This is a genomic window from Marinobacter sp. (genome assembly GCF_034669625.1).
Lineage (GTDB): Bacteria > Pseudomonadota > Gammaproteobacteria > Pseudomonadales > Oleiphilaceae > Marinobacter.
Map to the genome: position 1 here is coordinate 128,224 of NZ_JAXMOY010000008.1, position 13,265 is coordinate 141,488.

General features: G+C 53.3%; 10 protein-coding genes. 3 read left to right on the forward strand and 7 right to left on the reverse strand.

Annotation, left to right across the window (positions count from 1 at the left end):
• The first annotated feature begins 129 nt into the window (after nt 1-129).
• The gene (locus VOI14_RS09385) at nt 130-1,965 is read left to right on the forward strand and encodes a 7TM diverse intracellular signaling domain-containing protein (protein ID WP_323751786.1); all 1,836 of its coding nucleotides are present in this window, start codon (nt 130-132) and stop codon (nt 1,963-1,965) included.
• Here the strand turns inward: VOI14_RS09385 and VOI14_RS09390 are convergent.
• Nucleotides 1,955-3,028, reverse strand: coding sequence for an acyl-CoA desaturase (locus tag VOI14_RS09390; protein WP_323751787.1), 1,074 nt, complete (start codon nt 3,026-3,028; stop codon nt 1,955-1,957). The genes VOI14_RS09385 and VOI14_RS09390 overlap by 11 nt on opposite strands.
• Before the next feature lie 49 nt (nt 3,029-3,077).
• Nucleotides 3,078-4,184 (reverse strand): ferredoxin reductase, encoded by a 1,107-nt coding sequence (locus VOI14_RS09395; protein ID WP_323751788.1) that lies wholly within the window; start codon nt 4,182-4,184, stop codon nt 3,078-3,080.
• 200 nt (nt 4,185-4,384) lie between these two features.
• Between VOI14_RS09395 and VOI14_RS09400 the strand changes: the two genes are divergently transcribed.
• On the forward strand, nt 4,385-5,008 hold the full coding sequence (locus tag VOI14_RS09400) for a TetR family transcriptional regulator (protein WP_323751790.1): 624 nt from the start codon (nt 4,385-4,387) through the stop codon (nt 5,006-5,008).
• Here VOI14_RS09400 and VOI14_RS09405 read toward each other — a convergent pair.
• From VOI14_RS09405 to tmpT, 5 genes are all read right to left on the reverse strand, one after another.
• Nucleotides 5,005-6,447, reverse strand: a complete 1,443-nt coding sequence (locus tag VOI14_RS09405) for a wax ester/triacylglycerol synthase family O-acyltransferase (protein WP_323751791.1) — start codon at nt 6,445-6,447, stop codon at nt 5,005-5,007. The genes VOI14_RS09400 and VOI14_RS09405 overlap by 4 nt on opposite strands.
• A 143-nt stretch (nt 6,448-6,590) precedes the next feature.
• Nucleotides 6,591-8,147: a SpoVR family protein gene (locus tag VOI14_RS09410; protein ID WP_323751792.1), complete on the reverse strand. Its 1,557-nt coding sequence runs from the start codon at nt 8,145-8,147 to the stop codon at nt 6,591-6,593.
• On the reverse strand, nt 8,144-9,433 hold the full coding sequence (locus tag VOI14_RS09415) for a YeaH/YhbH family protein (protein WP_323751793.1): 1,290 nt from the start codon (nt 9,431-9,433) through the stop codon (nt 8,144-8,146). The genes VOI14_RS09410 and VOI14_RS09415 overlap by 4 nt, the downstream gene beginning before the upstream one ends.
• Before the next feature lie 27 nt (nt 9,434-9,460).
• Nucleotides 9,461-11,383 (reverse strand): PrkA family serine protein kinase, encoded by a 1,923-nt coding sequence (locus tag VOI14_RS09420; protein WP_323751794.1) that lies wholly within the window; start codon nt 11,381-11,383, stop codon nt 9,461-9,463.
• Nucleotides 11,384-11,559: 176 nt separating this feature from the next.
• A complete protein-coding gene (tmpT, locus tag VOI14_RS09425) occupies nt 11,560-12,219 on the reverse strand; it encodes a thiopurine S-methyltransferase (RefSeq protein ID WP_323751795.1) in 660 nt (219 codons plus the stop codon).
• A 73-nt stretch (nt 12,220-12,292) separates the two neighbouring features.
• On the opposite strand from tmpT, the gene VOI14_RS09430 reads away from it, so the two are divergent.
• Nucleotides 12,293-13,231, forward strand: a complete 939-nt coding sequence (locus tag VOI14_RS09430) for a D-2-hydroxyacid dehydrogenase (protein ID WP_323751796.1) — start codon at nt 12,293-12,295, stop codon at nt 13,229-13,231.
• The last annotated feature ends 34 nt before the right edge of the window (nt 13,232-13,265 follow it).

Below are 13,265 nucleotides of genomic sequence, written 5' to 3' on the forward strand. Positions count from 1 at the left end.
CTTGTTGCAGGGTGTGTAGCGGGGCGATACACACCGTTACGAACAAACGCCATTCCTTACGCTTGATATAGCCGGAATCAGCTACTATTTAGGTGCGTGTATAGAACCATAAATTTATTCGGGGTCTGCTTGATTCGTTTACTGTTAGTCACAATGCTGGCTTTAAGCTCGTTGCAGGCCATGGCTGCAGGGGCTCCCGATATCTTTTCCGTTGAACTGGATAGGGCCAGTGACGAGATTGATATATCCCGAAATCTCGCTTTCTATGAAGACCCTAGCTCCAACCTGAATATTTATCAGATCAAACGGCGCTGGCCGGAGCTTGGTTCAAAAGAGATTCCGGAAAAAGCCTATAATTTTGGTTTTACCGACTCGACGTATTGGTTTCATACTCGTGTGGAAAATGTCTCCAGCCCGAACGATCAGTGGGTGATCGAAGGGTTGTATCCGATTATTGATGAAATGGAGTTGTTTGTTGTCCGGGCAGCGGGGCCGATGGAACGCCAGATCGCCGGCGACTCAGTACCGTTTCACCGGCGCGCCAAGGGTCACCACAACATCAACTTCGACCTGAATCTGAGCCAAGGTGAAAGTGCCGATTTGTATTTCCGCGTGAAAACCAGTGGCGCGGTTCAAATGCGGACCAAGCTCTGGAGTTTGGACAGCTTCAGTCAGGCCGATCATCAGGAGCGATTTGTTCTGGGTTTGTTCTATGGCTTGCTGGTGGCCATGCTGGTCTTTAGCTTTCTGATTTTCCTTTCAATTCGCGACACCAACTATCTCTGGTATTCAGGTTACATCCTGAACTATGCGGTTCTTCAATTCAGTTTGAATGGCCTTTCTTTTGAGCATCTGTGGCCGGAGTCTCCCTGGTGGAATAATCGCTCTGTAGCCTTTCTGATCGCCTCGGGCATGGTCTTTGTGCTGGGTTTCTCCCGGTCGTTTTTGGCGTTGAAAGTGAATGCACCGCGGTTGAATCGTGCTTTTCTGGCCATGATGGGTGTCTTTGTTGTGGCGGCTGTAGCGCCGATTATTTCTTCGAATTACGCGCCGGTTATCCGCTTTAATAGTTTCGTCGCCGTTTTGGCGACAATGTTGGTGATGTTCGCCGGTGGTTTGTGCCTGTATCGGAAGTTCAGGCCCGCGCGCTTCTTTATGCTGGCTTGGACGGCTTTATTGGCGGGTATGCTGCTCTATCTGTTCAAGACATTTGGTGTTTTGCCAACAAATTTCGTGACTGAGTATGCCATTCAGATAGGCTCGGCGTTCGAGGTGATTCTCCTGTCGATAGCACTGACAGATCGTTTGCGGCATATGGCACAGGAAACTCAACGGATTCAGGGGGAAATGAACACCGCTCTCGAATCGCGTGTTGCAGAACGAACGGCGGCCTTGGAATCGGCTAATCGACAGCTGGAGATGCTGAGTTCAACGGATGGGTTAACCGGTATCTTCAATCGGCGATACTTCGATACGCACTTGCGGGAAGAGGTGATCCGATGCCGTCGTAAGGGATCGCTGGCACTTATCATGCTGGACGTGGATCATTTCAAAGCGTTTAACGATAATTTGGGCCATCAGGCAGGCGACAGTTGCCTGAGCAAATTAGCGGACAAACTGACCAATATTATTCGGCGTGAAACGGACATCGTGTGTCGATACGGTGGCGAAGAGTTTGCCATTGTATTGCCCTACACCGATGCGGCAGGTGCCGAGCAGGTTGCCCAGAACATACGCAGGGGTATTGACTCAGATCTATGGTTTGAATGGGAAGGTCAGCCGATTTCCGTGACCGTAAGTATCGGTGTGGCTGTGGTTGGTTCAGGTATTATCGTTGAGCCGGATGATGTTGTGGCTGTGGCGGACGAAGCGCTGTATGCGTCCAAGGCCGCAGGTCGAAACAGAGTGACCACTCTGGATGTGAGCGGTCACTCATTTCGTCAGACCGCTGCAATTACGCGGTAGCTGGTCGGTGAGTAAAGCGATCCGGCAACGAGTATCGAAGGATGCGCTTTAACACGGTGCTGTACTGCTTTCCGAAGCTGCCGGTGTTGTAGTGAATGCCGTGCTTACGGCACACCTTTTGGACCTTTTCGGATATTTCCGGGTATCGGTGGGCCGGTAGGTCTGGAAATACGTGGTGCTCAATCTGAAAGCTCAGGTGGCCACTCATGATGTGCATCCATTTCCCGCCGCTAAAGTTGGACGATCCCGTCAGCTGTCGAAGATACCAATGGCCTTTACTTTCCCCTTCCGCTTCTTCCTCGGTAAACGTTTCTGCATCCTGAGTGAAGTGTCCACAAAAGATTACGGTGGACGACCACAGATTGCGGATCAGGTTCGCACAGGCATTGCCCGCGAGCACGATTGGCGCAACCGGCAGGGTCAGGACCGGGAAGAACACATAGTCTTTAAAAGCTTGGCGGCCAGCTTTCTTGGCCGCGACTTTTAGAAAAGGCCGCTTTTCTTTCAGGTGGCTTTTCCCATGGTTCAGCTTTTCCGCTTCTAATTCATGCAGGGCGACGCCCCACTGGAACAGGATGCTTAACGCCGCATAGTTCAGAATCTGGAAGGTGTGGCGGGGCTTCCAGGGGTCGTCGTCGCTCAATCTGAGAACGGCGTAACCGTAATCCCGGTCTTTACCGATCACGTTGGTGTAGGTGTGGTGCTCGAAGTTGTGCGTGCGGCGCCAGGATTCGCTGGAACAGGCCGTATCCCACTCGTAGGTCTGAGAATTCAGGCTGGGGTCGTTCATCCAGTCGTATTGGCCGTGCATCACGTTGTGGCCTATTTCCATGTTCTCGAGGATTTTGGCCAGACCCAGTGACACGGTAGCCGCAAGAAACACCGGAGGAATGAAACCAAAGGGCATCATCACCCGGCCCGCGACTTCCAGTTTGCGGTGCAGGCGCACCATGCTGCGGATATGGTTGGCATCGCGTTCGCCCAGATCGGCCAGTACTTCATCGCGAATGGCGTCGAGATCTTTTTGAAGTTCGTCCAACTGTTGATCACTTAGGTTCTTCATTGTGTACTCCTTGCAGCCAGTCCGGCCACAGTGCAAATAATAAAAAGGGTTATGCCTCCAGAGCCACCGGGCCCTGGGGGATGGAAATGCATAATTGAACGCTCTCTGAGCCGGGGCCGGACACTTGACCTGTCAGCCGGTTTACCACCGTGCCGCTGGTTTTCGTGCAGCTGCACTGATGGCATATGCCCATACGGCAGCCATGCTGGGGCGATAGGCCGGCGGCTTCCGCAATCTCCAGTAAATTGGCGTCGCCTTTAGAGTCCACGGTCAGGTTGCTTGTACTGAACGTTACTTCGCCACCGATGTCGTTAGTGGCAAGCTTCGCCGGAGCCGGTGGGGCGAAGAAGGTGCTGTGCAGTTCATCCTCGTTGATGCCCCGCTGGCAAAGCTGTTCTGTGGCTAAATCCATCAAACCTTTCGGTCCGCACAGAAAGATCTCGCAGCCTGTCAGACCGGGGATCGAGTCCAGATCTTCACCCTTCAGATAGCGAGGCGCTGAGCCCTCGTGGGTGGTGATGATGTTCAGTGAGAAAGCCGGATAGCGGCTACGCAGCGCGCTCAGCTTTTCCTCACCGATCACATCGCTTTGAGTGCGGACGTAATAGAGCAGCGTGACGGGCCCCGGATAATGTTCCAGGGCCATGGTGTCGAGTTGGCTCAGGATTGGCGTAATACCGCTGCCGCCCGCAATGAACAGTACGGGCTTCTTTTCCTCCGGAATCAGGAAGTCGCCAAAGGCTTCCGTGAGCCCGATTACATCGCCAGCTTTCAGGTCGTCGTGCAGCCAGTTTGTGACCAACCCGCCCGGTAAGCGCTTGATCGTCAGAGTTATGAGTCCCTGACTTTCCCAGAGCGCCGGTGAGCTGGACAGACTGAAGGTTCTGGTTCGCCGAGTGCCGTTGATTTCAACATTCACATTCAAATGCTGGCCCGCTTTAAAACCACCCCAACGATTCGCGGGTCTCAGTTCAAACGTTTTGGTGTCTTGGGTCTCTGCTGTTATGCGCTCGACTCGGGCGGGTGTGTACTGTTGTACCCACATGGGGTTAATGGCCGTGGTCAGAGGGTCAAAAAATGCGCGGGGATCTTCGCGATTCAGCAACTGCCGGCCAAGCCAATGTAACGTTTTGGACTGCGTAATTTTTGCCAGCATGGTGTATCTCCAAGTGCTTAAAGCGGTCATTTAAAATATCATGTGTACAGTTGTTCACTTGATGTGTACGACTGTACACATGAGTTTGGGCCTGAACAATGGCTTGGGTGGAAAGATGGCTCATAATGACAAGCTGGGAAGGTTTTTAATCGGCTGAGTGTGTACACTTGTGAACTTGATCTTGTTGTACGGATAGAGCCATGGCAAATGTACAAAGGCGACGGCCGGGAGAAACCCGCGAAAAGCTGATGACGGCGGCATTGACGCTGGTGGGTAAAGGGCGGCATTTCGCCAGCATAGGTATTCGCGAAGTCACCCGGCAGGCAGGTGTGGTGCCGACCTCTTTCTATCGGCACTTTCGCAGTGTTGATGACCTGGGGCTGCAGCTGGTTGATGAGCTGGGGTTGGTGTTACGCAGGATGATGCGTGAAGCCCGGGCGAATGTGTTGCAAGCCGATAAGTTGATAGAAGAGTCGGTGGGTATTTTCGTGGCTCATGTTCTGGCCAATCGAAACTTCTTTATGTTTATGGCGCAAGGATTGGCGGGTGAAAGCCGTGCTGTCCAGGAAGGCATTCGCAGTGAAATGCGGTTCTTTGCTGGCGAGTTGGCTAACGACTTACGTCGACTCAAATTGCTCGGGCACCTGAGTGATTCGGATCTGGATATGGCGTGTGATCTGCTGGTCAGGACTGTTGCCTTCAGCCTGACCGACATCCTCAGTATTTCACCGGAAGACGATTACCAGATCGAACAGGTGCGCAAGCTCACCTCCCGTTTTTTGCAGCTTGTTATGATAGGCGCTGGCCACTGGGAAAGTGGCTAGGCCTTACTGCTTTTTTTCTTGCGAGCCGGAGCTTTCTCCGGTTTCGGCGGCAGAATCAGCGCTTCCAGCTCGTCCAGAGCTTCACCGGTGAAAACGGCGATTTTCTGCATGCTCGGGAGGGTATCCCGACATCCGGTGTAGCCGAAGTTGAGCGTGCCTGCGTAGCTCAGGCAGGTGATGTTCAATGCACCACCATGAGCGATCAGAGAGACCGGATAGGTCGCTTCCAGTTTTGCCCCTTCAAAGTACAAGGTTTCTTCCGGGCCTGGCACGTTGGAAATCGTCACGTTGAACACCGGCCGCATGCGCCCGCCCAACCCAGACATCAGCTGCAGAATGTATGGTGACATTAACAGCATGGTGTATTGGGTCAGCGCCTTTTTAGGCAGCTTTTGTAAGTGTTCTTTGGCGCGGCGGCAGGACTCTTTGATCTGCTGCAGACGGTTCAGAGGGTCGGCTTCGTCGGTCGCCAGCGAGGCAATCATAAAGCTGATCTGAGTACCTGTTCCCTGATCGTCAGCCGGACGTATGTTGACCGGGATGCCGGCGGTGAGCGGCGTGTGGGGAAGGTTGTTTTGCTCTAGCAGGAAACGACGCAAGGCTGTTCCACACAAGTACAGAACTATGTCGTTCAGGGAGCCGCCTGAAGCGTGCGCTAGCGCTTTAATACGATCGATCGGATAGTGCTGAGTGGCTAGCCGGCGCTGGCCTTTGACCCGATGGTTAAGAATGGAAACAGGACCGGTAAACGGTGCAGTCAGACCATCCGAAGGATGCAGCGCAGACTGTGCCAGCCGGTTACCGGCTTGCCACAGCCTGGGGGCCATATCGACCTGCAGCTTCAAGGCATCCACGGCCTGAGAAAAGGCTCCGGGTACACTGGCTTCGCGATCGCCTTTGTGGGCTCTCCGCTTGATCGGCTGCACAGCCCACGGTGGTGGCATGTTTCTGCGTTGCGAATCGGTGGTCAGCACTCGCTGCATCAAACGTACACCGCTTATGCCATCGATCATTGAGTGATGCATCTTGGTATACATGGCAAAGCGGTTGCCTTCCAGCCCTTCAATCACATGACATTCCCAAAGTGGTCGGGAAAAATCCAGAGGGTTGGAATGGAGGCGTGATACCAGAATACCGAGTTCTCTTTCGCCGCCGGGGCGCGGAAGCGCTGAATGTCGGACGTGATAGTCGAGGTCGATGTCCTTGTCTTTGACCCAAGCCGGAGCAATCAGCCGCCCGAGAAAGCCCGACCAGGCCAGCTTGTCGCCCCATGGCGCGGCCACCTCGTGGGATTCCTTCATGCGGAGAACCATGTCCCGCAGATAAGTTTCAGGGGCCCCTTCGGGTAAAGAAAAAATTTGCAGGTTGCCCACGTGCATCGGGGTATCTTCAGATTCTACTGCCAACCAAGATGCGTCCAGTGTGTTGAGGCGTGCCATTCCGTTGTAGTCTCCGTCAATTATAAAATTATAGTTATGAATGCAAGTATACCGACTAGCAGACGTTTCCACGATGAAAAGCGTTCCGTCTCCAGCGTCCTATTTCAGGGTTTGGAGCAGGAATTAAGGGGCGCTCGTCAGAACTAATCTTCATCGACAATTTGAGGGGGGCAGCGATGCGTGTTTTGTACCTTGCCGTTGTCCACTGTCTCGAGAAAAACATCAAACCCCCACAGTCGGTGAACGTGCCGAAGGACCTCATCGGTCTCCTTGCCCAGAGGGATATGATCAACCGGGATGTGCCTGAGGGTCAGTGAACGGTCGCCGCGTACATCCACATTCCAGATCTGAATGTTAGGTTCGCGATAACTCAGGTTGTATTGACCCGCGAGTTTCTCGCGCAGGGTGCGATATCCGGATTCATCGTGGATTGCCGTCACGGTGTAGTGGTTTTCCTGGTCGTCATCCTCTATCGCAAACAGCTTGAGGTCTCGCATCACTTTCGGTGAAAGGTATTGCAGAATGAAGCTCTCGTCTTTGAAATTTTGCATGGCGAAGTGCAGGGTTTCCAGCCAGTCGGTACCTGCGATGTCCGGGAACCATTCGCGGTCTTCGTCAGTTGGCTCTTCACACATCCGGCGCAAGTCTGTGTAGATCGAGAACCCGAGCGTATAGGGATTGATCCCCGAATACCAAGGGCTATTGAAGGGGGGCTGATACACCACAGAGGTGTGGCTTTGCAGAAATTCCAGCATGAAGCCATCAGTCACCAGTCCTTTTTCGTACAGCCGGTGCAGCAGTGTGTAATGCCAGAAGCTCGCCCAACCTTCATTCATGACCTGGGTTTGGCGTTGAGGGTAAAAGTATTGGGCCAGTTTACGCACAATGCGAACCAGTTCCCGTTGCCAGGTTTCTAGCAAGGGAGCGTTTTTCTCGATGAAATACAGAAGGTTCTCTTGTGGCTCCGACGGATATCGGGGCTGGCGCTTTACCGGGTCGTCTTCGTCCGGTTTTGGAATGGTGCGCCACAGATCGTTAATACGGCGTTGCAGGTACTCTTCTCGTTCCTGTTGCCGAAGAATCTCTTCGTCTGCCGAGATCGGGGATGGTCGTTTGTAGCGGTCTACGCCATAGTTCATCAGGGCATGACAGGAGTCCAGAATCTCCTCGACCGCATCAATGCCATGGCGTTCTTCGCATTCGGACACGTAGTTTCGGGCGAACACCAGGTAATCGATAATAGCGTTAGCGTCGGTCCAGGTACGGAACAGATAATTGCCTTTGAAAAACGAGTTATGTCCGTAGCTTGCATGGGCGACAACCAACGCTTGCATCGGTAAGGTGTTCTCCTCCATCAGGTAGGCGATGCAGGGGTTGGAGTTGATCACAATCTCATAGGCCAACCCCATCTGGCCGCGCTGGTAGCCCTTCGACGTTTGCAGGAACTGTTTGCCGAACGACCAATGGTTATAGCCCACCGGCATGCCCACGGAGCTGTAGGCATCCATCATTTGTTCTGCGGTGATCACCTCGATCTGGTTGGGGTAGGTGTCCAAACCGAACTCCGCAGCACATTTGGCGATGGCGTCATCGTATTTCTGAATCAGCTCAAAGGTCCATTCCGAGCTGGTCGAAATGGGCGTGCGAACACCCGGCTCTGGACTTTCTGCATCGTTGGGGCGATCAATGGAATCGTTCATGCAGCTTTCCTCTCGAACAGCTTTCGGAAAACCGGGTATATGTCTGCTGGGTCTGCGATCTGTTGCATGGCAAAGCTTTGCGGGTGCTCGGCCATGAGTTTTTCATATTCATACCAGAGGGTTTGATGGTCCAGCGGTGTGATCTCGATGTAAGAGTAGTACTGCACTTGAGGCAAAATGCCCTCAGCTAACAGTTTGCCGCAGGCGGGCGAGTCATCGTTCCAGTTGTCGCCATCGGAGGCCTGAGCTGCGTAGATGTTCCATTCGTCCGGGGAATATCGCTCCTCGATAATCTTGCGCATCAGTTTCAGGGCGCTTGAAACAATGGTACCGCCGGTTTCACGAGAGTAGAAAAACTCTTCCTCCGTCACTTCTTTGGCACTGGTGTGATGACGAATAAACACCACATCGATTTTCTTGTAGTTCTTCTTCAGGAACATGTAGAGCAGAATAAAGAAGCGCTTTGCGATGTCTTTGTGCATCTGGGTCATGGAGCCAGATACATCCATCAGGCAAAACATCACCGCACTGGTGGCGGGCTTCGGTTGTTTCTGGTGCTGTCGGTAGCGCAGATCGATTTCGTCGATAAACGGTATGCGTTTAACGTTGGCTTTAAGTTCAGCAATCTCGTCCATCAGCGCTTTGATTTGATCTTCGTGGCTGAACGCTGGGTCCAGATCATCTGGCGCTGTTTTCAGAACCTCCAGTTGGGCCTCTAAATCACGGATCTTTTTCTTTCGAGCGCCACTCAACCCGAGTCTTCGGGCGTGGGCGCCACGCAGCGACCGAACGACGTCCAATTTTGCAGGTACCCCCTGACTGGTAAAACCGGCTCGAACGTAACTAAAGGATTCGGTGTCTTTAAGTTTCTTGCGGGCCAGATTTGGCAATTCCAGATCATCAAACAGGAATTCCAGAAACTCTTCCTGAGTGATCTGAAACACGAACTCGTCCATGCCCTCGCCGTCGGGGCTGGCTTGCCCTTCGCCCTGGCCTTGACCGGCACCGCCTTCGGGCTTCGCTATGGTGTCACCGGCTACCCATTCCTGGTTGCCGGGGTGCACCGCTTCCCGGCGCCCGCCCGCCCCGTGACGGAAAACCGGCTCCTGAATATCTTTGGCCGGAATGCTGACTTTCTCGCCCCGTTCGACGTCGGTGATGGAACGTCTCTGCACGGCTTCAGAGACCGCTTTTTTGATGTGATGGCGGTAACGGCGCAGGAACCGTTCCCGGTTCACCGCACTCTTGTTTTTACCGTTCAGTCGCCGGTCGACTATGTGGGTCATGCCCATGCTGCTTGCTCCCGCTGGTCGTTAATGGGACTTACGTACACGCAGATACCACTCGGCAAGCAAGCGGACCTGTTTCTCGGTGTATCCCCGATCGACCATGCGTTCGACAAATTGTTTGTGCTTGTTTTGATCCTCCTGACTGGCTTTCGGGTTGAACGAAATAACCGGTAGCAGATCTTCGGTGTTCGAGAACATCTTCTTCTCGATCACGCTGCGCAGCTTTTCGTAGCTGAGCCAGGACGGGTTTTCCCCATGATTGTTGGCGCGGGCCCGCAGCACGAAATTGACCACTTCGTTGCGGAAATCTTTCGGGTTGCTGATGCCCGCGGGTTTTTCGATTTTTTCCAGCTCGTCGTTGATGGAGGCACGGTCCAGAATATCGCCGGTTTCCGGGTCCCGGAATTCCTGATCCTGAATCCAGAGGTCGGCGTAAGTGACGTAACGATCGAACAGGTTCTGACCGTATTCGCTGTAGCTCTCCAGATAAGCAGTCTGAATTTCCTTGCCGATGAACTGAACATAGTGCGGCGCCAGATATTCTTTGATGAAACGCAGGTATTTTTCCTGGGTATCAGGTGCGTACTGTTCCTGCTCAATCTGCTTTTCCAAGACATACAGCAGGTGAACCGGGTTGGCGGCGATTTCAGTGGTGTCGAAGTTGAAGACTTTCGACAGGATCTTGAAGGCAAAGCGGGTGGAGAGGCCGTCCATGCCTTCCATCACGCCCGCGGCATCGCGATATTCCTGAATGGATTTGGCTTTCGGATCGGTGTCTTTGATGTTCTGGCCATCGTACACCTTCATTTTGGAGAAGATGCTGGAGTTATCCGGATCCATAACGCGCGACAGCACCGAGAATTGGGCCAGCATATCCAGTGTGTCCGGAGCGCAGGGGGCGCCTGACAACGAGCTGTTTTTGAGCAACTTGCGGTAGATTTCGATCTCTTCTGTAACTCTTACGCAGTAAGGCACTTTGACAATATAAACCCGGTCGAGAAAGGCTTCGTTGTGTTTGTTATTGCGGAAGGTTTGCCATTCGGATTCGTTGGAGTGAGCCAGTATCACGCCATCAAAGGGTACCGATCCCATGCCTTCGGTGGTGTTGTAGTTGCCTTCCTGAGTGGCGGTGAGCAGAGGGTGAAGCACTTTGATCGGCGCTTTGAACATCTCCACAAATTCCATCAGGCCCTGATTGGCTTTACAGAGGCCGCCGCTGAAGCTGTAAGCATCCGGGTCATCCTGTGAGAAGTCCTCCAGCATGCGGATGTTAACCTTGCCGACCAACGCGGAAATGTCCTGGTTGTTGTCATCACCTGGTTCGGTTTTTGAGACGGCAATTTGGTCGAGTATTGACGGGTAGCGTTTGACCACCCGGAACTGACTGATGTCTCCGCCAAATTCATGCAGCCGCTTGACCGCCCAGGGCGACATGATGTTTTTCAGATATCGGCTGGGAATTCCGTACTCTTCTTCCAGAATCGGGCTGTCTTCCTCCGGGTTAAAGAGGCCTAGTGGACTCTCGTTGACCGGTGAGTCTTTAATGGCATAGAACGGCACTTTTTGCATCAGCGCCTTGAGCTTTTCCGCAAGCGAGGATTTACCGCCGCCGACGGGGCCCAGTAAATATAGGATTTGCTTCTTTTCTTCCAGCCCTTGGGCGGCATGACGGAAGAACGACACGATATTTTCGACGGCTTCTTCCATGCCGTAGAATTCGTCGAATTCCGGGTAGCGTTTGATGACTTTATTGGAAAAAATACGTGAGAGGCGAGGGTCACGGGAGGTGTCAATCAGTTCCGGCTCGCCGATGGCAATCAACATGCGTTCTGCCGCAGTAGCATAGGCTGTTGGATCGTTTTTGCAGATCTCCAGGTATTCCTCAAGAGAGAACTCTTCTTCTTGAGTTTGTGCATACCGGTCTTTGAAATGCTGCAGAATGCTCATAGATACCCCTCGCTTACATTCGCTTGTTATCGACAGTTTTAACTCACGCAGTGTCTCCATAGTGCCCCGGCGGTTGTCGTGCCGGGGCCGTGTGAATGATTGGATGGTTTGTTTAATTTGAGCTTAGTTCAGACTCGTAAAGTTGGACAGGCTGAGTGCTGAATGGGTTCATTAAATTATGCTTTGGTGAGTTTGAACACGCTTTCGGTGGCGCCTTTGCTCAGTCCTTTGCGTTTAGCGAACGGGCTATCGTGAGCCATGTCTTGCCTGTGTATTTGGGTGATGCTGTAGTCTTCAGCAAAGAGCTCGTGGACTTCATCATCGGTGACGTTGAAAGGAGGGCCTTTCATCTCGTGATTGTCGTAATCGAGGGTGACCAGCAAGATCGTGATGTTGTCAGGCGTGACGGCAGTCAGATGGTTGACGTATTCTTTTCGCATTTCCGGGGGAAGCGCGATTAAGGCCGCTCTGTCGTAGACTAACCGGATGTGTTTCAGATCTTGTGGAACCAGCTGAAAAAAATCGCCGCACCAGAGTTGCAGGCTGCCGTGGGTGAATGTGGTGAAGGGCTCGCCGGGGCTGACCATGGCTTTTTCACCGGCTTCCTCGAAGAAGTCTTTGCAGGCAACGTCGCTGAGTTCGACGCCAATAATAGGGTGACCGCGGTCGTGCAGCCACCACATATCGTGGGCTTTACCGCACAGTGGCACAAACACCGCCTCGGTTCCTGAGCCGGACAGCGCCGACCAGTGATCGCGCAGGTATTGGTTGACGGTGCCTTCGTGAAAACCAATTTGTTCTTTGGCCCAGCGTTCGTGCCAGAATTCGTGTTCCATGATGTACCTCCGGGTTTTATCAATTTGTTTCAGTCTAGCTTAATCTGTTTTGAGCTTGAGTCAGGAGAAAAGTATGAAGGCCGTTTTTCTGGATGCAAAAACCCTTGGTGGTGATGTGGACCTATCGTCTATTGAGCGGGTGACGGGCGGACTGACCTGCCATGAACGCACAGCGCCAGAACAGGTACGGGAGCGTATCCGCGGTTTTGACACCGTATTGGTGAATAAAGTGGTGTTGGGGCGGGAGCACTTTGAGGCCTGCCCGGAACTGAAGATTATTGCGGTGGTTGCGACCGGCCTGAACAACATCGATCTGGGGGCAGCTAAAGCGTGTGGGGTTGAGGTTCTGAATGTGACCAACTACGGCCGCTCCACCGTCGCGCAACATACGATGGCGCTGATTCTGGCGTTGGCAGCGCGCCTGTTGGATTACAACCGGGATGCTCGCAATGGCACCTGGGCGCGCAGCGAGATGTTCTGTCTGATGGACCACCCGATCATGGAGCTTGAGGGCAAAACGCTCGGTATTCTGGGCTACGGTGATTTGGGGCAGGGAGTTGCTGAGCGGGCGAAGGCTTTCGGGATGAACGTGGTGCTGGGGTGTCGGCCGGGGCAGGAAGCTGGCAGCGTGGATGGTTATTCCCGCATTCCGTTGGATGAGCTGCTGGCGCAGGCGGACGTATTATCGCTGCATTGTCTGCTGACGGAAGACACGCGTAATTTGATTGGCGCCAGGGAATTGGGGCTGATGAAACCTACGGCCTTGCTGATTAACACCAGCCGCGGTGGTTTAGTCGATGAAAGCGCCTTGGTGAACGCTCTGCGTGAAGGGCAGATAGCCGGGGCCGGGTTTGATGTATTGACCGAAGAGCCTCCGCGCAAGGGTAACCCGTTGCTGGTGGAGAATATTCCGAATCTGATTCTGACTCCCCACTCCGCTTGGGCCAGCCGCGAGGCCCGTCAGCGGATTGTGGAGATAACGTCGAGAAATCTGCAGTCTGTGAAGTGTTAACGGGCGGGGCTTTCGAAAATACTCAGTGGCAGGT

Excerpts from the sequence above, each read along its gene's own strand:
- VOI14_RS09390 (WP_323751787.1), bottom strand. The coding sequence starts at position 3,028 with ATGAAGAACCTAAGTGATCAACAGTTGGACGAACTTCAAAAAGATCTC.
- VOI14_RS09395 (WP_323751788.1), bottom strand. The coding sequence starts at position 4,184 with ATGCTGGCAAAAATTACGCAGTCCAAAACGTTACATTGGCTTGGCCGG.
- VOI14_RS09400 (WP_323751790.1), top strand. The coding sequence starts at position 4,385 with ATGGCAAATGTACAAAGGCGACGGCCGGGAGAAACCCGCGAAAAGCTG.
- VOI14_RS09405 (WP_323751791.1), bottom strand. The coding sequence starts at position 6,447 with ATGGCACGCCTCAACACACTGGACGCATCTTGGTTGGCAGTAGAATCT.
- VOI14_RS09410 (WP_323751792.1), bottom strand. The coding sequence starts at position 8,147 with ATGAACGATTCCATTGATCGCCCCAACGATGCAGAAAGTCCAGAGCCG.
- VOI14_RS09415 (WP_323751793.1), bottom strand. The coding sequence starts at position 9,433 with ATGACCCACATAGTCGACCGGCGACTGAACGGTAAAAACAAGAGTGCG.
- VOI14_RS09420 (WP_323751794.1), bottom strand. The coding sequence starts at position 11,383 with ATGAGCATTCTGCAGCATTTCAAAGACCGGTATGCACAAACTCAAGAA.
- tmpT (WP_323751795.1), bottom strand. The coding sequence starts at position 12,219 with ATGGAACACGAATTCTGGCACGAACGCTGGGCCAAAGAACAAATTGGT.
- VOI14_RS09430 (WP_323751796.1), top strand. The coding sequence starts at position 12,293 with ATGAAGGCCGTTTTTCTGGATGCAAAAACCCTTGGTGGTGATGTGGAC.